Source organism: Kitasatospora sp. CB01950, from assembly GCF_001905465.1.
Classification (GTDB): Bacteria; Actinomycetota; Actinomycetes; order Streptomycetales; family Streptomycetaceae; genus Kitasatospora.
This window is the reverse complement of record NZ_LISX01000007.1, coordinates 93992-116411: the sequence shown is the minus strand read 5'-3', so window position 1 is coordinate 116411 and position 22420 is coordinate 93992. Positions and strand designations below refer to the sequence as shown.

The following is a 22420-nucleotide window of genomic DNA, read 5'->3' as shown; positions in this document are numbered from 1 at the left end:
GAGGAGGATCCGATGGCATCCACGATCGACCTGCGCCGCGCCGACGAGCGCTTCCACACCCGCGCCGGCTGGCTGGACTCCAAGCACTCCTTCTCGTTCTCGCGCCACTGGGACCCGGCCAACACCCACTTCGGCCTGCTGCTGGTCTCCAACGACGACATCGTCGCCCCCGGCACCGGCTTCGACACCCACCCGCACCGGGACATGGAGATCATCACCTGGGTGCTCGACGGCGGCCTGGTCCACCAGGACTCCGAGGGCCACAACGGCGTCATCTACCCGGGCCTCGCCCAGCGGATGAGCGCCGGCACCGGCATCCTGCACAGCGAGAAGAACGACTCCTGGACGCTCACCGGCGAGCCGGAGCACCAGGACCCGGTCCGCTTCATCCAGATGTGGACCATCCCCGACACCGCCGGCATCGTCCCCGGGTACGAGCAGCTCGACATCAACGACCAGCTCTCCCAGGGCGGTTGGACCACCCTCGCGTCCGGCATGAGCAAGCACTCCAACCAGCGGGCGATCGGCATCCGGCAGAAGCGCGCCGCGCTGCACGTCGCCCGGATCCGCCCGAACGAGACCCTGGAACTCGCCACCGCGCCGTTCGTCCACCTCTTCGTGGCGCGCGGCGAGGCCGCCGTCGAAGGCGCCGGCCTGCTGCACGAGGGCGACGCGCTGCGCATCACCGGCGCCGAGGGCCAGCGGGTCACCGCCGGACCCGAGGGAGCCGAACTGCTCCAGTGGGAGATGAACGCCACCCTCAACTGACCCGGGGCAACCGACCCGAGTCGCACGTCAAGGCCCGCCGAGCGGCTACCGAGCCGTCCGGCGGGCCTTGACGCATGTGCGGAACGCGGGGAAGTGGGGAAGCGCGGGGGAGTGGGAGAGGGCATGACGAAGGGGTGCCGGGAGACTCCCGGCACCCCTTTCGAGCTGTCAACCAGCCTGCGGTGTACGTCAGTTCTGCGAGGGCTTCTGCGCCGCCACGCCCTTGTGCACCTCGGCCATGTCGAGCTTGCGGGCCTGGCCGATCAGGTCTTCCAGGGCCGCCTCGGGGAGCGCGCCCGGCTGGGCGAAGACCAGGACGCCCTCGCGGATGATCGCCAGCGTCGGGATCGACCGGATCTCGAACGCCGCCGCGAGCTCCTGCTGCGCCTCGGTGTCGACCTTCGCGAAGGTGATGTCCGAGTGCTTCTCGGCGGCCCGCTCGAAGACCGGCGCGAACTGGCGGCAGGGACCGCACCAGGCCGCCCAGAAATCGATCAGGACGAACCCCTTGCCGTCCTCACCCTGGACCACCTCGTCGAAGTTGTCCTTGGTCAGTTCCACCGTGCTCATCGCTGCCACCTGCCTTCCACAGCCGGGTCTCTTCGAAGCGGGCCCGGCGTCGGACCCACGGCCGTCTCAACCCCGCCACCTGCGGAAGTATTCCGGCCGCCCGGCGTTCGCTGAACGTTCCGGACCCGCCCTACGTACCCCCGGACGAAGCGGTCGAACCCCGGGCCCGGCAGCCCGGCGGCCCGGCCGGACGCACCCTCCCGGACGGGAGCAACCCTCATGACCACCACCGGCCGAACCCGCCCCGCCGGACGCCGCATCACCCTGCTCGCCGCCGGCGCGCTGGCCTCCGCCGCACTGATCGCCGGCTGCGGAAGCAGCGGCGGCTCCTCCTCCTCGACGATGCACACCGGCAGCCAGACCCAGGCCACCCTGATGACCACGCAGAACGGCACCCTCGGCACCCTGGTCACCGACGGGCAGGGATTCACCCTGTACCGCTTCGACATGGACACCAACAACCCGTCGACCACGCACTGCACCGGCTCCTGCGCCACCCTCTGGCCGCCCGAACTCACCACCGGCAGCGGCGCACCCGCCCTCAAGGGCATCGACAGCAAGCTGGTCTCCACCGTCACCCGACCCGACGGCACCCATCAAGTCACCCTGAACGGCTGGCCGCTGTACCGCTACGCGCCCGACACCAAGCCCGGCCAGACCAACGGCCAGGGCATCGACGGCAGCTGGTTCGCGTCCACCCCGACCGGCGACAAGGCGATGGCCGGCGCCGCGCCCAGCATGCCGTCCGGCGGCGGGTACTGAGGCGGGCGGCCGAGCGGGCGCGGAGCGGCGCCATGACGGCCGAGGGAGTGCGGCGCGGGCGCCCGCGCCGCACCCCTGGCACGGTTATCGACACCGGCCGGGCCGGACTTGAGAACCCCGGCCCGCCGCGCGCCCCGCACCGGCAGCCGCGCGCCCCGCACGTGTCGCCCGCGACCACCGATCCGGGCCGGCTGTCGCCGGTCGATCCGCCGTCCGTGGCCGACCCGTACCCGCCCCGCGCGACCGACCCACGCCGGCTGTCCCCGGCCGGCCCGCCGTCCCCGATCGACCCGCTCCGGCGCCCGCGCGAGGATGGCGCCGTGGCCGAGCACCCGCGCTCCACCGGCCACGGCGGCGCCGGACGCCCCGGCGGTCCCGCCGCCGAGGACCGGCTGATGCGCGCCCTGTACCGCGAACACGCCCGCCCGCTGTACGGCATGGTGCTGCACCTGGTCGGCGGCGACCGGCAGAGCGCCGAGGACGTCGTCCAGGAGACCCTGGTCCGCGCCTGGCGGCACCTCGACCGGCTCGACACCGACCACCGCAGCCTGCGGCCCTGGCTGGCCACCGTCGCCCGGCGGATCGTCATCGACGAGCGGCGCGGCCGGCGGGCCCGGCCCCGCGAAGTCCCCGACGGCGAACTGGAACGGCTCCCCGCCGAGGACGAACTCGACCGCGTGCTGCGGCTGATGACCCTCACCGACGCGCTCGACTCGCTGTCCGAGGCGCACCGCGGCGCGATCACCGAGACCTACCTGCGCGGACGCACCGCCACCGAGGCCGCCGCCGTCCTCGGCGTCCCGCCCGGCACCGTCCGCTCCCGGCTCTACTACGCCCTGCGAGCCCTGCGGCTCGCCCTTGAGGAACGGGGAGTGACCCCATGACCACCGCCCCCCGCGACCCCGGCCCGCACGCCGACCTCGCCGCCCACCTGCTCGGCGTGCTCGAACCCGAGCAGGAGGCCCGGTTCGCCGCCCACCTCGCGCACTGCCCGCGCTGCACCGCCGAGGCCGCCGAGCTCGCCCCCGTCACCGACCTGCTGGCCGAACTCGCGCCCGCCGCAAGCCCGGAGCCCGCACCGGCGCCCGCCGCAAGCCCGGAGGTCGCACCGGCACCCGCCGCAAGGCCGGAGGTCGCACCGGCGCCCGCCGAGCTGCCCGAGCCGCCCGAGCTGCTGGACCGGCTGGCCGGGCAGGTGGTCGCCGACCGGCGGCGCGCCCGGGTGCGGCGGCTGGTGCTGGCCGCCGTCGCGGCGATCCTCGCGCTGGGCGGCCCGGCGGTCACCTGGGCGATCACCGAGAGCACCCAAGTGACCGCCGCGGCACAGCAGTTCAGCGCCACCGACCCGACCACCGGGGTGTCCGCCACGGTCGGCGTCGACCCCGCCGCCTGGGGCAGCCGGATCACCCTCGACCTCGGCCACCTGTCCGGACCGCAGAGCTGCACCCTGGTCGCCGTCGGCACCGACGGCACGCAGCAGACCGTCACCAGCTGGACCGTCCCCGCCACCGGCTACGGCGGGCACACCGCACTGCGCACCGGCGGCGGCACCGGACTGGCCCCGTCCGCGATCGCCCGCTTCGAGGTGCACTCCGGCTCGTCCGTGCTGGTCACGGTGCCCGCCCAGCCCGCCCGGCGGTGAACACCCGGGCGCGGCACACTGGGGATGAGGAGGCCACGCGGGCCCGGGAGCTGTCCGCCGCGGGGCGCGTGGACGGCCGAGATGCACCCGATACCCCTGCTCTGCCCGCGCTGCGGCGAGCCGCAGCAGGTCGTCCACATCGACGACCCGCACAACCCGATCCGGGTGGTGCACACGGAGACCGGCCGCGAGAGCTGCGAACCGGCCCCCGGCGACCAGTCCGCCGGCGACCAGTCCTCCACGACTAGCCGGCAGGACAGCTGAACACCCAGTACCCACCCGGGAGGTGGTGGCCATGAAGACGCTGGTCGGATGGCACATCGAGATGGAGTTCGAAGAGGACGGCAACCGCACCAGAGCTGCGGCCATGGTCCGTCTCGGCGACGGAACGGAGTTGCGCGCGCACGGCTACTCCACCCGCCACCACTCCGACAGCCCGCAGCTGCGCGTCGGCGAGGAGGTCGCCGGAGCCCGCGCCCTGAACGACCTCGCCATGCAGCTGCTCACCAAGGCCCACGAGGAGGTCAAGCGTCCCAACTGACCCCGGCGGGCCGTCAGACTTCGGTCAACGGCACCGCAGGGTCGGCCAACCGCTCCGGGTCCACCGCGCGCCCGGAGCGGACCAGCGCGCGGATCGGGTCGGTCACGTCCCAGACGTTGACGTTCATCCCGGCCAGCACCTTGCCGCCGGACAGCCAGAACGCGATGAACTCCCGCTTGGCGACGTCGCCGCGGAACACCACCCGGTCGTAGCCGCCGGGCTCCGCGTAGCCGGTGTACTCCATGCCCAGGTCGTACTGGTCCGTGAAGAAGTACGGCACCCGGTCGTAGCCGGCGTCCTTGCCGAGCATCGCGGCCGCGGCGACGGCCGGCTGGTTGAGCGCGTTCGCCCAGTGCTCGACCCGGATCGGCTTCCCGAACAGTGGGTGGAAAGCGTTTGCCACGTCGCCCGCCGCGAAGACGTCCGGGTGCGAGGTCGCCAGGTGCTGGTCGGTGCGGACGCCGTTGTCGACGGTCAGCCCGGCCTGCTCGGCGAGCGCCGTGTTGGGGCTGACGCCGACGCCCACCAGCAGGACGTCGGCGGGCACCGTACTGCCGTCGGCGAGGCGGACGCCGTCCGCGCGCAGCTCCTCCACCTTGGCGTTGAAGCGCAGGTCGACGCCGTGGGCGCGGTGCAGGTCGGCGAAGACCTGGGCGACCTCACGGCCGAGGACGCGCAGCAGCGGCAGTTCGGCCGCCTCCAGCACGGTGACCTCCGCCCCGGCGGTGCGGGCCGCGGCCGCCGCCTCCAGGCCGATCCAGCCCGCGCCGACGATCACCACCCGGGCGCCCGGCCGGAACGCCGCCTTCAGCCGCTCGCTGTCGCCGATCCGGCGCAGGGTCTGCACGAAGTCCCCGTCGCCGCCCGGCACGGGCAGGCTGCGCGGCGAGGAACCGGTGGCCAGCAGCAGCTTGGAGTACGGCAGCCGTCCGCCGTCCGCGAGGGTCACGGTGTGCGCGGCCGGGTCGATCGCGGTGGCGGCGACGCCCAGGCGGAGGGTGACGTCGTGCTTCTCGTACCAGTCGGCGGGGTGGACGTAGATCTTCTCCCGCTCCTCGTCGCCGAGCAGGTACCCCTTGGAGAGCGGCGGCCGTTCGTACGGCCGCTCGCTCTCGTCGCCGACCAGGGTGATCGGCCCCGGGTAGCCCTCCGCGCGCAACGCCTCGGCGGCCTTCGCCCCGGCCAGGCTCGCCCCGATGATCACGATTCCGGTGTCCATGCCCCATCTCCTTACGGTCTTCCGGCTCCTTCGACCATGGCACTGCCGCGCTGCCGTTCGGGGGATCCGCACCGTTCGAGGGCGTGGTCCGGCGGCCGGGTGACGGGGCGGCCGTCCGCCCGCGAGGCGGAGCCGGATCCTGCGAGGGCGTCGGCCTAGGCTGGGGCGGGCCCGGCCGGAAGCGGTCCGGGCAGCGGCGAAGGGAGCCCGAGGGATGGTGGCGGAGCGAACGGCCACGGTGCGCTGTGTGCCCGCGGTGCCGTGCTGGGCGGGCCTCACGGTCCGCGACATGGACGCCGCGCAGCGGTTCTACGGGCCGCTGCTGGGTTGGGAGTTCGTCCCGGGCCCGGACCGCTGGGGCCCGTACGTGCGCGCCACCGTCGACGGTGTGGAGGTCGCCGGGCTGAGCCAGTTGGACAGCTCCTGGGAACGCCCGGTCGCCTGGACCACCTACTTCGGCATCGAGAGCGCCGACCGGGCCGCCGACGGCGTCCGCGAGCGCGGCGGCACGCTGGCGGTCGGCCCGCTGGCGTTCGACGCGGGCCGGGTGGCGCTGGCCGCCGACCCGTTCGGGGCGACGTTCGGCATCTGGGAGGGCGAACCCGGCGAGGACACCTGGATGACCGCCCCCGGCGCGCCCGCCTGGATCGAGCTGCGCACCGCCGACCCGTTCGCCGCCGCGCTGTTCTACGGCGAGGTGTTCCGCTGGGACGGCCGCGACCCGGCCGAGTTCGAGGTCCGCTACGAGCACGAGCGGGTGGTGCTGCGCTCCGAGGGCCGCAGCGTGGCCGCGCTGCGGATGGCGCACGACCTCGCCCCGCACTGGGAGGTGTTCTTCTCGGCCGCCGACACCGACGCGATCGCTCGCCGCGCCACCGCCCTCGGCGGACGCGTCCTCGACGGGCCCGCCGACTCCCCGTACGGGCGGGTCGCGCGCCTCGCCGACCCCGAGGGCGGCCGGTTCTCGATCCTCACGGCCCCTCGCTGAGGCCGGTTCTGCGCAACCGAGCCGGCGCCCCCGGTCAGTCCTCGGTCGCGGCGGCCGGTGCGCCCAGCATGCGCAGCACCAACTGGCCGTAGCGCCGGCCCAGTTCCTCCGGCGACTCGCTGCTGCGCTCGGTGTACCAGCGTGAGACGTCGATGCCGAGCGAGGTGACGGCGCGGGCCGCGGTGCGCTGGTCGGGCACCTGGAAAGCGTTTTCCGACACCCCGCGCGCGATGATCCGCAGCACCGTCTCCTCGATCCGGATGCGCAGTTCGGCGACGGCCGCGAAGTCCTCCTCGGGCAGCGCGTGCAGCTCGTGGTTGACGATCCGCCCGACCGTGTGGCCGCGGGCGTGCCAGGTGGTGAACGCCTCGGCCAGGGCACGCATCTGGGCGACCGGGTCGGTGGCGGAGGCCTCGGCCCGCTCCACCAGGTCCAGCGTCGCCCGGTGGCCGGTGCGGGAGATCTCGGCGAGCAGCGCGGCCTTCGACGGGTAGTGGATGTACAGCGCGGCGGGGCTCATGCCGGCGGCGGTGGCGATGTCCCGGGTGGTGGTGGCGTGGTAGCCGCGGCGGGCGAAGGAGTCCACGGCGGCCAGCAGCAGTCGCCGGGCTGCCTCGGTGCGCTCCCCGGGCCACAGTGCGGCGGTCGCTGGGTCGTTCATGGGGGCAATCCTCGCAGATGGTTCGGGCCGGTCGGGGGCGGTGCCGGGCGGGCGGACTGTTGACAGTGTCGCCCGTCGCCAAGATGCTAAGCAAGCGCTTAGTCAAGGCGTCGCGCGGCAACCGGCGACGGCGCGGGGCGAGCGGAACCATCCCTGGCAGCAGATCCGAGAGGTACGGCGATGACAGTGTCGTTCAAGGGCAAGGTGGCGGTGGTCACCGGAGCGAGCCGCGGCATCGGCCTCGGCATCGCACGTGAACTGGTGCAGCGCGGCGCGAAGGTCTGCCTCACCGCCCGCACCCGGCAGACCCTGGACGAGGCCGTGCGCGAACTCGGCGGCCCCGACCACGCGATGGCCGTGGCCGGCAAGGCCGACGACGCCGCGCACCAGGAGGAGACCGTCACTCGAGTGATGGAGACCTTCGGCCGTCTCGACCTGCTGGTCAACAACACCGGCATCAACCCGATCTACGGCCCGATCCTGGACACCGACCCGGTCGCCGCCGCGAAGATCCTCGCTGTCAACGTGCTCGCCCCGCTGGCCTGGACCCGCCGCGCGCACGCCGCCTGGATGGCCGAGCACGGCGGCGCGGTGGTCAACGTCGCCTCCATCGCCGGCATCCGCGCCTCCAACGGCATCGGCATGTACGGCGTCTCCAAGGCCGCGCTGATGCGGCTCACCATGGAACTCGCCTCCGAACTCGGCCCCGACATCCGGGTCAACGCGGTCGCCCCCGGCGTGGTCAAGACCCGCTTCGCCGAAGCCCTGTTCGAGGGCCGTGAGGAGAAGGTCGCCCGCGCCTACCCGCTCGGCCGCCTCGGCCTGCCCGAGGACGTGGCCGGCGCGGTCGCCTTCCTGCTCTCCGAGGACGCCGGCTGGATCACCGGCCAGACCCTGGTGGTGGACGGCGGCGTCACCCTCGGCGGCGGGCTGTGAGCAGCCGACCGGCCACGGCCGCAGGCGAGTTCGCGGGCATCGGCGCCGTCGTCACCGGCGCCGGCCGCGGCATCGGGGCTGCCCTCGCCCGGGCGCTGACCGCCGCCGGCGCCCGGGTCGTGGTCAACGACCTCGACCCGGACGCCGCCCACGCCGTCGCCGCCGAGCTCGGTGCCCACGCCGTCCCCGGCGACGCTGCGAGCGACGAGGGCGTCGCCGCGCTGATCGACGCCGCCCGCGCGCACCTCGGCGCCGTCGACCTGTACTGCGCCAATGCGGGCGTCGCCACCACCGGCGGCCCCGACGCCCCGCCCGAAGCCTGGGAACAGTCCTGGCAGGTCAACGTGCTCGCGCACGTCCGGGCGAGCCGGCTGCTGCTGCCCGACTGGCTGGAGCGCGGCCGCGGCCGCTTCCTCGCCACCGTCTCCGCCGCCGGGCTGCTCACCATGCTCGGCTCCGCGCCGTACGCCGCCACCAAGCACGCCGCGCTGGCCTACGCCGAGTGGTTGTCCGCGAGCTACCGGCACCGCGGTATCCAGGTGCACGCGCTGTGCCCGCAGGGCGTGCGGACCAGGATGCTGGACGACACCGGCGAGCACGGGCAGGTGCTGCTCGCGCCCACCGCCATCGAGCCCGCCGAGGTCGCCGAGGCCGCCCTGCGGGGGATGGCGGCGGGCGAGTTCCTGATCCTGCCGCACCCCGAGGTCGCCGACTACTACGCGGCCCGCGCCACCACCCCCGACCGCTGGCTGCACGGCATGAACCGGCTCCAGCAGCACATCGAGGCCCGGGAGGAGACCCGATGAGAGCCTGGCAGATCGCCGAACTCGGCGCCCCGCTGGACGTGATGAAGCAGGTGGAGGACGCCGACCGGCCCGTCCCCGGCGACGGGCAGCTGCTCGTCCGGGTCCGGGCCGCCGCCGTCAACTTCCCGGACGCGCTGATGGCCGCCGGGCTCTACCAGGTGCGCCCGCCGCTGCCGTACACCCCCGGCGTGGAACTCTGCGGCGAGGTCGCCGAGGGCCCGCGTGCCGGTGAACGCCTGGTCGGCACGGCCGCGTTGCCGTCCGGCGCGTTCGCCGAGTACGCGCTGATGGACGCCGCCACCGCGCTGCCCGCCCCCGAGAGCCTGGACGACGCCGAGGCGTCCGCGCTGCTCATCGCCTACCAGACCGCCTGGTTCGCGCTGCACCGCCGGGCCCGCCTGGCGGCCGGCGAGACGCTGCTGGTGCATGCCGCGGCCGGCGGCGTCGGCAGCGCCGCCGTGCAACTCGGCAAGGCCGCCGGGGCGTTCGTCGTCGCCGTCGTCGGCGGGCCGGAAAAGACCGCTGCGGCAAGGGAGTTGGGGGCCGACCTGGTGGTCGACCGGAAGGCCGAGGACTTCGTCGCCGCCGTGAAGGCGGCCACCGGGGGCCGCGGCGCCGACGTGGTCTTCGACCCGGTCGGCGGCAGTGCCTTCACCGGCTCCACCAAGTGCATCGCCTTCGAGGGCCGCATCGTGGTGGTCGGCTTCGCCTCCGGCGACATCCCCGCGCCGGCGCTCGGCCACGCCCTGGTGAAGAACTACTCGGTGCTGGGCCTGCATTGGGGCCTGTACGTGGCCAAGGACCCGCAGGCGGTACGGGACTGCCACGACGCGCTGACCGCCCTCGCCGCCGCCGGCGTGGTCCGCCCGCTGATCTCCGACCGCGTCCCGCTCGCCGCCGCAGCCGAGGCCGTCCACCGGGTCGCCACCGGCGCCACCACCGGCCGGATCGCCGTTCTTCCCTAGGCCAAGTACGGGGAAGGGGCGGCCCGTTCGGGCGGCCCCTTCCCCGTCCGGTCAGCGGTACTTCTTCAGCTCCCGCCGTGCCAGCGAGCGCTTGTGGACCTCGTCCGGGCCGTCGGCCAGTCGCAAGGTGCGGTTGCCGGACCAGAGTTGGGCGAGGGCGGTGTCCTGGCTGACGCCGGCCGCGCCGTGCGCCTGGACGGCCTTGTCGAGGATCCACTCGACGGTGGACGGGACGGCGATCTTGATGGCCTGGATCTCGGTGTGCGCACCCCGGTTGCCGACGGTGTCCATCAGCCACGCGGTCTTCAGCACCAGCAGCCGGGCCTGCTCGATCCGGACCCGGGCCTCGGCGACCCAGTCCTGCACCACGCCCTGGTCCGCGAGCGGACGGCCGAACGCGACACGGGAGTTGACCCGACGGCAGGTCAGTTCGAGGGCCCGTTCGGCGATACCGATGGCCCGCATGCAGTGGTGGATCCGGCCCGGCCCCAACCGGGCCTGGGCGATCGCGAAACCGGAGCCCTCCTCGCCGAGCAGGTTCGCGACCGGCACCCGGACGTCCTCGAACAGGATCTCGGCGTGCCCGCCGTGGTCGGCGTCCTCGTAGCCGAACACCCGCATGCCGCGCAGCACTTGGACGCCCGGGGTGTCGCGCGGCACCAGGATCATCGACTGCTGCCGGTGCACCTCGGCGTCCGGGTCGGTCTTGCCCATCACGATCAGCAGCCGGCAGTCCGGGTTCATCGCCCCGGTGATGTACCACTTGCGGCCGTTGACCACGTACTCGTCGCCGTCCCGCTCGACCCGGGTGGTGATGTTGGTGGCGTCCGAGGAGGCCACGTCCGGCTCGGTCATCGCGAACGCCGAGCGGACGGTGCCGTCCAGCAGCGGGCGCAGCCACTGCTCGCGCTGCTCGGGGGAGCCGAACTGGGCGAGCAGTTCCATGTTGCCGGTGTCGGGGGCCGCGCAGTTGACCGCCGCCGGGGCCAACAGGACGGAGCGGCCGGTGAGTTCGGCCAGCGGCGCGTACTGGAGGTTGGTCAGTCCGGCGCCGTGCTCGCCCGGCAGGCCGTGTCTGTCCACAAAGAAGAGGTTCCACAGGCCGCGCGCCTTCGCCGCCGCCCGCAACTCGCCGATCACCGGCGGGATGTGCCACGGCTCGCGCTTCGGGTCGGCCAGCTGCTCGGCCAGCACCGCCTCCGCCGGGTACACGAACTCGTCCATGAACGCGCCGAGTTCACCCAGCAGATGGGTCGTCCTGGCGTCGTACGCGAAATCCATTGCTCAGCCCTCCATCGACGTGCGTCCGAACTCCACGAACAGCGGCACCAGTTCGCCGACCCGGTCGAAGCCGGCGCCGACCGTGCCGCCCTGCGTCCAGCGGAAGTGGATGCCCTCCAGCACCACCGCCAGCTTGAACGAGGCGAAACCCACGTACCAGCCCAGGCCGGAGACGTCCCGGCCGGACAACTCGGCGTAGCGACGCACCAGTTCGTCGGTGTCGGGGAAGCCGGGTGCGAGTGCCGCGCCGGGCAGCACGCCGTCGAAGCGGCGGGCCAGTTCGGTGTACATCACCAGCAGGCCGAGGTCGGTGAGCGGGTCGCCGATCGTGGACATCTCCCAGTCCAGCACCGCGGTGATCCGGTCGTCCGGGCCGACCAGCACGTTGTCCAGGCGGTAGTCGCCGTGCACCAGCGTGGGCGCGGGGGAGTCGGGCAGGGTGTCCGCGAGTCGTGCGTGCAGCTCGTCGACGCCCGGCAGTTCGCGGCTCCGGGAGGCGTCCAACTGCTTTCCCCAGCGGCGTAGTTGGCGCTCCAGGAAGCCTTCGGGGCGACCGAAGCCGGACAGGCCGACGGCGGCGGGGTCCAGGGCGTGCAGGGCGGCCAGGGTGTCCACCAGGCGCACGCCGAGGCCGTGCACGCGCTGCTCGCCGAGCGCGGCCAGCGTTTTGGCGTCGCGGTGCGCGGTGCCCTCGACGTACTCCATCAGGTAGAACGGCGCGCCGATCACCGCGTCGTCCTCGACCAGCAGCACCGGCTGCGGGACCGGCACCGCGGTCGGGGCGAGCGCGCCCAGCACCCGGTACTCGCGGGACATGTCGTGCGCGGTGGCCAGCACGTGCCCGAGCGGCGGCCGGCGCAGCACCCAGCGGGAGGCGCCGTCCTCGACCAGGTAGGTCAGGTTCGACCGGCCGCCCTCGAACCGGCGGGCCGCCAGCGGTCCGGCGGTGGGTGCGGGCAGGGCGGCGTCCAGGTGGGCGCGCAGCCTCTCCAGGTCGAGTCCGGGCGGAGCGGCGGTGGTCATCGGGGGGCACCTCGCAGAGGAACGTGGGCTGACTAAGCGCTTGCTTAGGATTGCCCCGGGGGCCCGAGTTGTCAACGAGCGCCGCCCGCCCGGGAACCTGGCCCGGGCGGGCGACGGGAGGAGCGGATCGGCGGGCGGGGTGGTCGGCGGGAGGTGCGGGTCAGCGGGCGACGGCGGCGGCGACCCGGTTGCCCAGCGTCGTGTCCACGTTGCGCCAGTACGCGAAGGCGCGCTCCAGCACCGGCGCGGAGACGCCGTCCTTCAGGTGCCCGGCGATGTTGGCGACCAGCCGGTCCCGGGCCGCGTCGTCCAGGACGCGGCGCACCAGCGTCCCGGCCTGCCCCCAGTCGTCGTCCTCGCGGTGCAGCGGGTACGCCTCGCGGACCATCTTCCCGGCCACGTCCCAGCCCAGCGGCGCGCCCCACAGCTGCGGGTCGGCGGCCGGCCCGCCGTACGAGTTCGGCGCGTACGGGCGGGCGGTGCGCGCCGCGTCGAAGCGCATCGGGCCGTCCTTGGCGTACGAGTGCACCGGCACGTGCGAGCGGTTCGGCGGCAGCTGCGCGTAGTTCGGGCCGATCCGGTACCGGTGGGTGTCCGGGTAGGAGAAGATCCGGCCGAGCAGCATCTTGTCCGGCGAGACGCCGATGCCCGGCACCAGGTTGGACGGTTCGAACGCGGCCTGCTCGATGTGGACGAAGTGGTCCTCCGGGTTGCGGTTCAGGGTGAACCGGCCGACCTCGATCAGCGGGTAGTCGCCGTGCGGCCACACCTTGGTCAGGTCGAACGGGTTGAACCGGTAGTCCCACGCCTCGTCGAACGGCATCACCTGCACGTGCAGCGTCCACGACGGGAACGCGCCGCCGTCGATCGCCTCGAACAGGTCGCGCCGGTGCACGTCGCCGTCCGTGCCGGCCAGCCGGTCCGCCTCCGCCTGGGTCAGGAAGTCGATGCCCTGGTCGGTCTTGAAGTGGTACTTCACCCAGAACCGGTCGCCGGCCGCGTTCACCCAGCTGTAGGTGTGCGAGGAGAAGCCGTCCATGTGTCGCCAGCTCTTCGGGATGCCCCGGTCGCCCATCAGCCAGGTCACCTGGTGCGCCGACTCCGGGGAGAGCGTCCAGAAGTCCCACTGCATGTCGTGGTCGCGCAGGCCGTTGTCGGGGCGGCGCTTCTGCGAGCGGATGAAGTCCTGGAACTTCATCGGGTCGCGGACGAAGAAGACCGGCGTGTTGTTCCCGACCAGGTCGTAATTGCCGTTCTCCGTATAGAACTTGAGCGCAAAACCGCGCGGGTCGCGCCAGGTGTCCGGCGAGCCCAGCTCGCCCGCCACGGTGGAGAACCGGGCCAGCATGTCGCACTGCTTGCCCGGCTGGAAGAGGTCCGCCCGGGTGAACCGGCTGATGTCCGCGGTCACCTCGAAGGTGCCGTACGCGCCGCTGCCCTTCGCGTGCACCACCCGTTCCGGCACCCGCTCGCGGTTGAACTGGGCCATCTTCTCGACCAGGTAGTGATCGTGCAGCAGGACCGGGCCGACCGGGCCCGCCGTCAGCGAGTGCTCGTCGCTCTCGACGGGGACACCCGCGTTGTTCGTGGTGAACGGGACGTGCTGGGACATCGGGGAACTCCTCCTCGGACGCTGTGCCGCGCGGGGGCGAGGGGCGTCCGCCGCGACTGCCTCCCACTCGAACACCGGCCCGGGACGGCCACAACCGCAGGCCGCCGACCGTCGCACCGTCAGAACCCGGGAGTGGAGTAGTCGTTCAGGAACCACAGCGCCGCCGTCCACCACAGCAGCCCGATCGCGCAGAACAGCGCGCCGCCCGCCACCGGCAGCGCCCAGCCCGGCAGCCGGCCGTGCCGCACCAGCAGCACCTTCGCCGCGAACGCCCCGTACAGGAAACACCCCGCCACCGCGTGCACCGCGACCCGCGCGTCGGTGAACCGCACCCCGTACGCCAGCAGGCAGTGCTGGGCGACCGGCAGCGACAGCACGAACGCCGCCGCCCCGCCCAGCCGGTGCGACAGCCGTACCCGGCGCACCAGGTGGCCCGCCCGGTACATCCACAGCGCCAGCAGCACCTGCACCAGCGCCAGACCGAACAGCGCCGACCCGAGCTGCGACTTCAACCGCAGCGCATCCACCCCGGACGCCCCGAACAGGCTGCGGCCCGGGTCGGGCGTGTGCACCCGGCCGAACCACAGCAGCCCCGCCACGACCGCGAACGGCGCCAGCACCGCCAGCACCGTCGGCGCCGACACGCCCGGACGCCGCACCTCAGCCGTCCTGCGTGCCGTCGTCGGCGCCGCCCTGGTCGCCGGTGCCCGCCCCCGAGGTGTCGGGCGACTGCACCACGGCGGGCGCGGACGGCGCCGGCGGGACGTACGGGACCAGCGGCGTCGAGGGCGTCCGCGGCGTGGCGGGCGCCACGGGGGTGTCGGGCGCTGCCGGATCGGCGGGCGATGCCGGGTTGGCGGACAATGCCGGGTCGGAGTCGGCCGGTGCGGCGGAGTCGGCCGGCGGGGCGGAGTCGGCCGGCGGGGCGGACGGGAGCGCGGTCGTCGGCGCGGCGGTCGAGGTGGGCGTGGCGGTCGCGGTCGCCCCCTCGCCCGCCGCTGCCCCCGAGGGCGCGCTCCCGGCGCCGTGCAGCGTCGAGATGTCCACGCCCACCGGGTCGCCCAGCGAGGTCACCGCGTAGAACGTGCCGTGCTGCGCGTCCGCCACCGTGTGCCCGGCGGCCTCGCCCGGCCCGCGGTCGCCCGTGTACCGGTACAGCGGGTGGCCCTTGTAGAGCACCTGCGCCGTCCCGTCCGGGAGCGCCGCCGCGCCCAGCAGGCCGTCGTCCACACCGGGCCCGGCCAGCGGGAAGCCCGGCGTGGTCACCGGCGGCCACGACTTCGCGCACTCGTCCAGGCACGTGCCGTGCACCGAGGTGTCCGCGCGGTCCAGGTACAGCGTCCGGCCCTGCGCGTCCACCAGGATCGGGCCGAGACTGCCCACGCTCGCCAGCGCCACCATGGTGCCCGCCGAGGTCGCGAACGCCGACCCGCCCGACGGACTCGCCTCCGCGGCCGGCGCCGACACCGGCGCGGACCCGGCGGCCGGCGGGGCGCTCGGGGCGGAACCCGCGCCGCAACCGGCGGCCGCGAGCGCGGACAGGGACAGCACGGCGAGGGCGGCGACACGGCGGGTACGGGGCATCACGACTCCTGGGCGACGGAGCGGCGGGGGCGCGGGACGGGGGCCCGGCCCCACCATCCACCCCCGCCGCCCGCCGCCCGGCCACTCCAGAACGGGCCCGGTCCGCACCAGGGGGTACCCCGTTGCCCTGGACGGCCCACCGGCCGCGACTGGCAGCCCGTCACGCCGACCGCCCGACGGCCGTCCTGCGCGCCCCACCCGGACGGGCGGACACTGGAGAGGTACGACTCGCCCGAGGGGGCGCCCATGACCACCCAGCACAGCACCGCACCCGCGATCCGGGTCCACGGGCTCGGCAAGCGCTTCAAGGACCTCGTCGCCCTCGACGACGTCGACTTCGAGGTCCCGCCCGGCACCGTGTTCGGACTGCTCGGGCCCAACGGGGCGGGCAAGACCACCGCCATCCGGATCCTCACCACCATCATCCCGCCCACCAGCGGCCGGGCCGAAGTGCTCGGCACCGACGTGGTCGCCCACCCGGGCGCGGTACGTCGGATGATCGGACTGGCCGGGCAGTATGCCGCCGTCGACCCGAACCTGACGGCCCGTGAGAACCTCCGCCTGATCGGCCGCCTCACCCAGGTCCCGCGCAGCCGAAGATCCCCGCGCGCCGCCGAACTGCTCGACCGGTTCGACCTCACCAACGCCGCCGACCGGCCCGTGCGCACCTTCTCCGGCGGCATGCGCCGCCGACTCGACGTGGCCGCCGCGCTCGTCCCCGAACCGCCCGTGCTGTTCCTCGACGAACCCACCACCGGACTCGACCCGCAGAGCCGCACCGCCCTCTGGGAACTGATCCGCGAACTCGTCGCCGACGGCACCACCGTCCTGCTCACCACCCAGTACCTGGAGGAGGCCGACCGGCTCGCCCAGCGCGTCGCCGTCCTCGCCGAGGGCCGGGTGGTCGCCGACGACAGCCCGCACGCCCTCAAGGCCCGCCTCGGCACCACCGTGCTGGAACTCGGCATGGGCGAGGACCCGCGCGCCGTCCGCGCCGCCACCCTGCTCGCCGAACGCCTCGACCGCGCTCCGGAGCGTGAAGGCGCGCTGCTCCGGCTGCCCAGCCCGGACGGGTCGCTGCTGCTGATGGACGTCCTGCACGCGCTGGAGGCCGAACAGCTCACCCCGCGCACCATCGCCGTCCGGGAATCCAGCCTGGACGACGTCTACCTCGCCCTCACCGGCCGCCGCACCTCCTCCGGAGGCCCGAAATGACCGCCGTCACCGTCACCGACCTCGCCCCCGCGCCCGGCCTCTCCGACCGCCTGCTCGCCCCCGTCCGGGACGGCCTGGCCGTCTGCGGGCGCAACCTGATCGCGCTGCGCCGGGTGCCGAGGCTGCTGATCTTCTCCACCGTGCAGCCGATCGTGTTCGTGCTGCTGTTCCGCTACGTGTTCGGCGGGGTCGTCGGCGCCGTCCTGCACGGCACCAGCTACATCGACTACCTGATGCCCGGCGTGTTCGTGCAGGTGGTCACGTTCGGCGCGGTCAACACCGCGATCGGCCTGGCCACGGACCTGCAGACCGGCCTGATGGAACGGTTCCGCTCACTGCCGATGGCCCGCTCCGCGGTGCTCTCCGGGCGGACCATCGCCGACCTCGCCCGGAACGTGTTCGTGGTGGCGCTGATCAGCGGCGTCGGCTTCATGGTCGGCTTCCGGGTGCACAGCGACGTCTGGGGGTTCCTGGCCGGGGCGCTGCTGGTGCTGGCGTTCGGGTTCGCGATGTCCTGGGTGTTCGCCGTGGTCGGCCTCGCCGTCGGCGACCCGGAGACCGCGACCGCCGCGGCCTTCCCGGTGCTCGCACCGCTGGTGTTCGCGTCCTCCGCGTTCGTCCCGACCTCGACCATGCCCGGCTGGCTCCAGGTGTTCGCCAACCACCAGCCCGTGACCATCACCGCCGGCGCGGTCCGCGCGCTGATGCTCGGCACACCCGTCGGCTCGCAGGTCTGGCAGGCCCTCGCCTGGGACGTCGGCATCGTTGCCGCGTTCGCGCCGCTCGGGGTCTGGCTCTACCGCAAGGCGGTGTGAGCGGGGCTCACGGCGTCTCTTCGGGGGATTCCGGCGCGGCCGGCTCCGGTGCGGCCGGGTCCTGCTCGGGTGGTTCCTGTTCGGCCGGGTCCTGTTCGGCCGGGTCCTGCTCGGGTGGCGGCTGGGACCAGACGGTGCGGTCGCCGCCGCGCCAGACGACCAGTTCCGGGTCGTCCAGGTCAGGCTCGTCCACGCCCGCGCGGCGGACGAACTCCGCGACGTCGGCCTCCGAGGTGGCCCGCCCCACCGTCCGCCCGTAGATCTCCACCCGCCGGTACGGCCGGGCCCCGCGGGTCGGGGGGCGGACCACGACCGGCGGATGGAATATGTCTCCGGACTCGCTCATACCCCCAGTGTCGCGCGCCCCGGACGGAGCGGCATCGGTGCAGGTCGGAGGCGGTCGGCGGAGCGTGTCCGGGCGGTCGCGGCGGGTGCTTCCCCGGCCCTTCGCACGGCCCTTCGCACGGCCCTTCGCACGGTGCTTCGAGGGTGCTCCGTGGGGTGCTTCGTGCGGCGCGTCACGCCAGGTCGGCGAGCAGCCGGCGCAGGATGCCCGCCCGGCCCGGGACCAGCGGCAGGCAGCGGCCGGCCAGCAGCTCGGCGGGCGGGACGAAACCGCACCAGTCGGCCTCGCGCGGGCCGGGCGCCGGCGGGCGGGACGTCACCACGCGGCGCACCACCAGGAGGCCGCCGGAAGCCGCCAACTGCCCCTCCGACGGGGTCCGTTGCGTCAGCAGGTCGTAGTGGCCCGGGTGGCGGGAGGCCTCGGCGGCGCGCCGGTACAGCAGCACCCGGCCCGCCGGGTCGACGTGCACCGTGACGGTGAGGCGGCGCCGGACGGCGGCGATGGGGCCGAGTTGGGCATCCTTCGGTGCGGGAGTGGAGGGCACAGGCATCCCGTCTGTCGCAGGACCGGAGCCCGAGCGGCTCCGGGCCGGAGGCGGGAGCCGCGCCTGACGCATCACCACCACCCGGATGCAACACGATTGTTGCACACAGTGGTCGACAAGTGACGTATCGTGTGCGCCAGCTGTCGCGCCACCCGTGTCCCGCCATCGAATCGAGGGCTCGTGCCTCCCGCCACCGCCCCGGGCGGCCTCCCGCTGCTGGGCCACCTGCCGGCCATGATCGCCCGCCCGCTCGCCTTCCTCGACACCCTCCCCGGACACGGCGACCCGGTCCGCGTCCGGATCGGCCCGCGCGAGCTGTACATGGTCTCCGCACCGGAGTTGGTCCGGCGGGTGCTCACCGACCGGGCCGACTTCGACCGCACCGGCCCGCTCTACGCGAAGATCCGCACCTTCCTCGGCAACGGCCTCGCCACTTGCCCGCACGCCGACCACCAGCGGCTCCGCCGGATCGTCCAACCCGCCTTCCAGCGCGCCCTGTTGCCGGGATACGCCGAGGCGATGACCGCCGAGGCGGCCGCGCTCACCGCGCGCTGGCGGCCCGGGCAGACCGTCGACGTCACCCGCGAGGCCTTCACCCTCACCACCGCCGTCGCCGTCCGCACCCTGTTCTCGGCGGGCCTGGGCGCCGAGGTCGCCGAACGCCTGCGCCGCACCCTGGACGTCCTGCTGCGCGGCCTCTACCTGCGCGTCGTGCTGCCCGCCGCCGACCTGCTGCCCACCCCCGCCCGCCGCGAGTACCGCCGGGCGCTGCGCGGTTGGCACGCCCAGGTGGCCGCCATCATCGCCGACTACCGGGCGAACGGCGTCGACCACGGCGACGTGCTGTCGCTGCTGCTCGCCGCCCGCGACGAGCGCGGCCGGCCGCTGAGCGAACGCGAACTCGCCGACCAGGTCGCCACCTTGGTGCTGGCCGGTGCCGAGACCACCTCCTCCGCGCTGGCCTGGTCGCTCCGGCTGGTCGCCGAACACCCGTCGGTCGAACGGAAGTTGCACGCCGAGGTGGACGCCGGCCCGGCCGGAGCCCCGGCCCGCTTCGACGATCTCGGCCAACTCCCGTACGCCGCGCGGGTGGTGAACGAGGCCCTGCGGCTCTACCCGCCCGCCTGGGCGATCAGCCGCACCACCACCCGCCCCCTCGAACTCGGCGGCGCCCGGCTGCCCGCCGGCGCGCAGGTGGTCTGCTGCCTCTACCTCCTCCAGCGCCGCCCCGACCTCTTCCCCGACCCCACCCGCTTCGACCCCGACCGCGCCCTTCCCCATGACGCCTACCTCCCCTTCGGCCTCGGCGCGACCCGCTGCCCCGGTGACCGCTTCGGCACCGTCGAGGCCACCTTGGCGCTCGCCACGGTGGCCGGTCGCTGGCGGCTGCGACCGGCGGTGGCAGGGGCGGTGCGGCCGGTGCCCCGGCTGGTGCTGTCGCCGGGGCCGCAGCCGATGCGGCTGGCGGAACGGGTCAGCGGGCGAGCAGGTTGACGCCGGCGCGGAACAGGGCCGGGGCGGCAGCGGCCAACGGGACGATCCGGGGGCCGAGCGCGGGGTGGTGGCGGGCGGCCAGGAGGGCGGTGGTGAGCAGGCGGTAGGGGCGGGTGGCGCGGCGCCAGGCGCGTTCGTAGGCGGCGGGGCGGGCGGCGGTCAGGCAGCGGACGGCGGCCTCGGCGGAGGCCAGGGCGATCGCGATCCCCTCGCCGGTGAGGGCGTCCAGGTAGCCTGCGGCGTCCCCGACCAGCAGTACCCGCCCGCACACCCGCGCCGCCGCGTCCTGCCGCAGCGGCCCGGCTCCCCGCACCGGGCCGGCGTCGGCGCCCGCGATGCGTTCCAACAGGGCTGGGAATGATGCGAGTTGGCGGTCGAACGGCAGTCGCTGCGAACCGAGGACCGCCACCCCGACCGTTCCGTCCGACACCGGCGTGACGTACGCCTCCGCGTGCTGCGACCAGTACACCTCCACCAGGTCGCTCCACGGCCGCACCGCGAAGTGCCGCCGCTGCCCGTACCGTGCCGGGCGGCGGGTGCCGGGCGGCCGGTGCAGCCCGAGTGCGCGGCGGACGGGGGAGTGCAGGCCGTCGGCGGCGATCACGTGGCGTGCGGTCAATTCCCCTACCGCTACCGATTGTTCGGTGACTGCGAGGCCGGCCGCGCGGCCGGTCGCGCGGCGGACGCCCAGCTGTTCGGCGCGGTCCGCGAGCGCGGCGTGCAGGACGGTGCGGCGCACGCCCAGGCCGTGGCCGGAGCGGAACCGGGCCTCGGCGGTGCGCGGACCGTCCGCCTCCAGGTACCGGATGCCGTGGAACGGGCGACCGTCGACGGTCACCCCGAGGCGCGCCAACTCCCTTACCGCGCCCGGCATCAGGCCCTCGCCGCAGGCCTTGTCCACCGGCGTCGGACGCGGCTCCAGCACGGTGGTGGACAGGCCCGCGCGGGCGGCGTGGATCGCGGCGGCCAGCCCCGCGGGGCCGCCGCCGATCACCAGCAGGTCGATCATGCGGCGGCCCGGCAGAGCGTCAGTGCGGCGTCCTCGCAGCGCAGACGCGTCGCCAGCAGAAGGGAGTTGAGGAGAGTGAACCCGAGCGCCGTCACCCAGGCCGTGTGCACCAGCGGCAGCGCGAAGCCCTCCACCACCACCGCCAGGTAGTTGGGGTGCCGCAGCCACCCGTACGGCCCGCCCGCGACCAGCGGCAGGCCCGGCACCACGATCACCCGGGTGTTCCAGCGCGGCCCGAGCGTCCCGATGCACCACCAGCGCAAGCCCTGCGCGGCCAGCGCCAGGACCAGCACCGGCCAGCCCAGCATCGGCACGAACGGCCGTCCCGCCCACCAGACTTCGAGCAGGCAGCCCGCCAGCAGCCCGGTGTGCAGGGCCACCATCGGCGGATAGTGCCGCCGCCCGTACTCCACCCCGCCCCGGGCCAGGCTCCAAGCGGCGTTCCGGCGGGCGACCAACAGCTCCGCCAGCCGCTCCACGGCGACCAGCGCGACCAGCACAGTGAAGGCGATCATCCCCGACTACCAGCGGAGCAGGACGAGTTCGGAGGAGAATCCGGGCCCGAGCGCGATCATCAGCCCGAACGAGCCCGGCGGGGGCGGGCCCTGGTCGATCACATCGCGCAGGATGTGCAGCACGGACGCCGAGGACAGGTTGCCGCACCGCGCCAACGACTCCCGGCTCGGCGCCAACGCCTCGTCCGACAGGCCGAGTTCCTCACCCAGCACCTCCAACACCCGGGGCCCGCCCGGATGGCACACCCAGCTGCCCACGTCCGCCGGCTTCAGATCGTGCGCGGCGAGGAACGACGCCACCTCCTCGCCGACGTGCAGCCTTACCAGCTCCGGCAGTTCGGGCCCCAGCAGAAGGCCGAACCCGGTGTCGCCGACCTGCCAGCCGAGCAGCCGCTCCGTCCCCGGGTACAGTCGGCTCCGGGTAGCCACTACGACCGGCCCGCCGCCGTCACCAGTGGGTGGACGGCCGTCGCCGACTGCGAGCAGCGCGCCCGCGCCGTCCCCGAACAGCGCGGTCGCCAGCAGGTTCGCCGGTGAGGTGTCCGCGCACTGCAAGGTCAGCGAGCACAGTTCGGTGGCCAGCAGCAGGGCCACGCCCCGGCGGCCGTCCAGCAGGTCGTGCACCACCGCCAGACCGCCCGCCCCGCCCGCGCACCCGAGGCCGAACAGCGGTACCCGGCGCACGTCCTCGCGCAGACCGAGCCGGGACGCGATCCGCGCCTCCAGCGAGGGCACGGCGATTCCGGTGACCGTGGTGGAGACCACCACGTCGACCTCCTCGGCGGCCATCCCCGCCGTGCGGAGCACCGACTCGGCTGCCCGGTGGGCGAGTTCGGCCGCGGCCTCCAGCCAGGCGTCGTTCGCCTGCCCGAACCCGTCGAGCTCGCCGTACCGTTCCCACGGGAGCGCCAGACAGCGGGAGTCCACCCCCGCCCCCGCGAAGAACCGCTCCGCCAGGGCCTGCTCACCACCCGCCCCGCCACGCAACGCCGCCAGCCCGGCGGCGAGTTCGCCCTGCCGGTACCGATGGGGTGGAAGGACTCCGCACACTGCCGCGATCCGCGTCACCGACCCAGGATAGGGACCGAACCCACCCGAACCGGGCAATCCACCCGCCCCGGCGC

General features: G+C 74.3%; 26 protein-coding genes. 13 read left to right on the top strand and 13 right to left on the bottom strand.

Annotation, left to right across the window (positions count from 1 at the left end; genetic code table 11):
- Positions 1–12 precede the first annotated feature (12 nt).
- Positions 13–768 carry a pirin family protein gene (locus AMK19_RS19200; protein ID WP_073813267.1) on the top strand — a complete coding sequence of 252 codons (756 nt, stop codon included), beginning with the start codon at positions 13–15 and terminating at the stop codon, positions 766–768.
- Between the two features lie 189 nt (positions 769–957).
- Here the strand turns inward: AMK19_RS19200 and trxA are convergent, their stop codons facing one another.
- Positions 958–1338, bottom strand: coding sequence for a thioredoxin (gene trxA / locus AMK19_RS19195; protein ID WP_073813265.1), 381 nt, complete (start codon positions 1336–1338; stop codon positions 958–960).
- A 219-nt stretch (positions 1339–1557) separates the two neighbouring features.
- Here trxA and AMK19_RS19190 point away from each other — a divergent pair, with 219 nt between their 5' ends.
- The 5 genes from AMK19_RS19190 to AMK19_RS19170 all read left to right on the top strand — a co-directional run bounded on the left by AMK19_RS19190 (position 1558) and on the right by AMK19_RS19170 (position 4283).
- Positions 1558–2100, top strand: a complete 543-nt coding sequence (locus AMK19_RS19190) for a hypothetical protein (RefSeq protein ID WP_073813263.1) — start codon at positions 1558–1560, stop codon at positions 2098–2100.
- A 320-nt stretch (positions 2101–2420) separates the two neighbouring features.
- Positions 2421–2984, top strand: a complete 564-nt coding sequence (locus AMK19_RS19185; protein WP_274536988.1) for a sigma-70 family RNA polymerase sigma factor — start codon at positions 2421–2423, stop codon at positions 2982–2984.
- Complete coding sequence (locus tag AMK19_RS19180; RefSeq protein ID WP_073813261.1) at positions 2981–3742, top strand: anti-sigma factor family protein; 762 nt, start codon at positions 2981–2983, stop codon at positions 3740–3742. The genes AMK19_RS19185 and AMK19_RS19180 overlap by 4 nt, the downstream gene beginning before the upstream one ends.
- Positions 3743–3823: 81 nt before the next feature.
- Positions 3824–4006, top strand: a complete 183-nt coding sequence (locus AMK19_RS19175) for a hypothetical protein (RefSeq protein ID WP_073813259.1) — start codon at positions 3824–3826, stop codon at positions 4004–4006.
- 31 nt (positions 4007–4037) lie between these two features.
- Positions 4038–4283, top strand: coding sequence for a DUF1876 domain-containing protein (locus AMK19_RS19170; RefSeq protein ID WP_073813257.1), 246 nt, complete (start codon positions 4038–4040; stop codon positions 4281–4283).
- A gap of 13 nt (positions 4284–4296) precedes the next feature.
- Here the strand turns inward: AMK19_RS19170 and AMK19_RS19165 are convergent, their stop codons facing one another.
- Positions 4297–5502 carry an NAD(P)/FAD-dependent oxidoreductase gene (locus tag AMK19_RS19165; protein ID WP_073813256.1) on the bottom strand — a complete coding sequence of 402 codons (1206 nt, stop codon included), beginning with the start codon at positions 5500–5502 and terminating at the stop codon, positions 4297–4299.
- Between the two features lie 214 nt (positions 5503–5716).
- Between AMK19_RS19165 and AMK19_RS19160 the strand changes: the two genes are divergently transcribed.
- Positions 5717–6490, top strand: a complete 774-nt coding sequence (locus AMK19_RS19160) for a VOC family protein (protein WP_073813254.1) — start codon at positions 5717–5719, stop codon at positions 6488–6490.
- A 34-nt stretch (positions 6491–6524) separates the two neighbouring features.
- On the opposite strand, the gene AMK19_RS19155 is transcribed toward AMK19_RS19160, so the two are convergent.
- Entirely contained in the window at positions 6525–7151 is a 627-nt protein-coding gene (locus AMK19_RS19155) for a TetR/AcrR family transcriptional regulator (RefSeq protein WP_073813253.1), read from the bottom strand.
- Between the two features lie 180 nt (positions 7152–7331).
- On the opposite strand from AMK19_RS19155, the gene AMK19_RS19150 reads away from it, so the two are divergent.
- The 3 genes from AMK19_RS19150 to AMK19_RS19140 are packed head-to-tail and all read left to right on the top strand — an operon-like array spanning position 7332 to position 9858.
- A complete protein-coding gene (locus tag AMK19_RS19150) occupies positions 7332–8087 on the top strand; it encodes an SDR family oxidoreductase (RefSeq protein WP_073813251.1) in 756 nt (251 codons plus the stop codon).
- On the top strand, positions 8084–8893 hold the full coding sequence (locus AMK19_RS19145; RefSeq protein WP_073813250.1) for an SDR family NAD(P)-dependent oxidoreductase: 810 nt from the start codon (positions 8084–8086) through the stop codon (positions 8891–8893). The genes AMK19_RS19150 and AMK19_RS19145 overlap by 4 nt, the downstream gene beginning before the upstream one ends.
- Positions 8890–9858: an NADPH:quinone oxidoreductase family protein gene (locus tag AMK19_RS19140; RefSeq protein WP_073813248.1), complete on the top strand. Its 969-nt coding sequence runs from the start codon at positions 8890–8892 to the stop codon at positions 9856–9858. The genes AMK19_RS19145 and AMK19_RS19140 overlap by 4 nt, the downstream gene beginning before the upstream one ends.
- 51 nt (positions 9859–9909) lie before the next feature.
- On the opposite strand, the gene AMK19_RS19135 is transcribed toward AMK19_RS19140, so the two are convergent.
- The 5 genes from AMK19_RS19135 to AMK19_RS19115 form a co-directional block, all read right to left on the bottom strand.
- Positions 9910–11139: an acyl-CoA dehydrogenase family protein gene (locus tag AMK19_RS19135; protein WP_073813247.1), complete on the bottom strand. Its 1230-nt coding sequence runs from the start codon at positions 11137–11139 to the stop codon at positions 9910–9912.
- A gap of 3 nt (positions 11140–11142) precedes the next feature.
- Positions 11143–12162, bottom strand: a complete 1020-nt coding sequence (locus AMK19_RS19130; RefSeq protein WP_073813246.1) for a phosphotransferase family protein — start codon at positions 12160–12162, stop codon at positions 11143–11145.
- 160 nt (positions 12163–12322) lie between these two features.
- Entirely contained in the window at positions 12323–13774 is a 1452-nt protein-coding gene (locus AMK19_RS19125; RefSeq protein ID WP_073813244.1) for a catalase, read from the bottom strand.
- 119 nt (positions 13775–13893) lie between these two features.
- The gene (locus tag AMK19_RS19120; RefSeq protein ID WP_241844485.1) at positions 13894–14418 is read right to left on the bottom strand and encodes a DUF6529 family protein; all 525 of its coding nucleotides are present in this window, start codon (positions 14416–14418) and stop codon (positions 13894–13896) included.
- Positions 14419–14434: 16 nt separating this feature from the next.
- Positions 14435–15358 carry a COG4315 family predicted lipoprotein gene (locus AMK19_RS19115; protein ID WP_073813242.1) on the bottom strand — a complete coding sequence of 308 codons (924 nt, stop codon included), beginning with the start codon at positions 15356–15358 and terminating at the stop codon, positions 14435–14437.
- A gap of 246 nt (positions 15359–15604) precedes the next feature.
- Here AMK19_RS19115 and AMK19_RS19110 point away from each other — a divergent pair, with 246 nt between their 5' ends.
- A complete protein-coding gene (locus AMK19_RS19110; RefSeq protein ID WP_073813241.1) occupies positions 15605–16573 on the top strand; it encodes an ATP-binding cassette domain-containing protein in 969 nt (322 codons plus the stop codon).
- Entirely contained in the window at positions 16570–17388 is an 819-nt protein-coding gene (locus AMK19_RS19105) for an ABC transporter permease (RefSeq protein ID WP_073813239.1), read from the top strand. The genes AMK19_RS19110 and AMK19_RS19105 overlap by 4 nt, the downstream gene beginning before the upstream one ends.
- Positions 17389–17395: 7 nt before the next feature.
- Here the strand turns inward: AMK19_RS19105 and AMK19_RS38450 are convergent, their stop codons facing one another.
- Together AMK19_RS38450 and AMK19_RS19095 are read right to left on the bottom strand one after the other, a co-directional pair.
- Positions 17396–17734, bottom strand: coding sequence for a hypothetical protein (locus tag AMK19_RS38450; RefSeq protein ID WP_338015802.1), 339 nt, complete (start codon positions 17732–17734; stop codon positions 17396–17398).
- 172 nt (positions 17735–17906) lie between these two features.
- Positions 17907–18284 carry a hypothetical protein gene (locus tag AMK19_RS19095; protein WP_143200291.1) on the bottom strand — a complete coding sequence of 126 codons (378 nt, stop codon included), beginning with the start codon at positions 18282–18284 and terminating at the stop codon, positions 17907–17909.
- Between the two features lie 174 nt (positions 18285–18458).
- On the opposite strand from AMK19_RS19095, the gene AMK19_RS19090 reads away from it, so the two are divergent.
- Positions 18459–19772, top strand: a complete 1314-nt coding sequence (locus AMK19_RS19090; protein WP_073813234.1) for a cytochrome P450 — start codon at positions 18459–18461, stop codon at positions 19770–19772.
- On the opposite strand, the gene AMK19_RS19085 is transcribed toward AMK19_RS19090, so the two are convergent.
- The 3 genes from AMK19_RS19085 to AMK19_RS19075 are packed head-to-tail and all read right to left on the bottom strand — an operon-like array spanning position 19753 to position 22364.
- Complete coding sequence (locus tag AMK19_RS19085) at positions 19753–20781, bottom strand: NAD(P)/FAD-dependent oxidoreductase (protein WP_073813232.1); 1029 nt, start codon at positions 20779–20781, stop codon at positions 19753–19755. The two genes, AMK19_RS19090 and AMK19_RS19085, sit on opposite strands and share 20 nt — an antisense overlap.
- Entirely contained in the window at positions 20778–21296 is a 519-nt protein-coding gene (locus tag AMK19_RS19080) for an isoprenylcysteine carboxyl methyltransferase family protein (RefSeq protein ID WP_073813231.1), read from the bottom strand. The genes AMK19_RS19085 and AMK19_RS19080 overlap by 4 nt, the downstream gene beginning before the upstream one ends.
- A gap of 6 nt (positions 21297–21302) precedes the next feature.
- Complete coding sequence (locus AMK19_RS19075) at positions 21303–22364, bottom strand: type III polyketide synthase (RefSeq protein WP_073813229.1); 1062 nt, start codon at positions 22362–22364, stop codon at positions 21303–21305.
- Between the last annotated feature and the right edge of the window lie 56 nt (positions 22365–22420).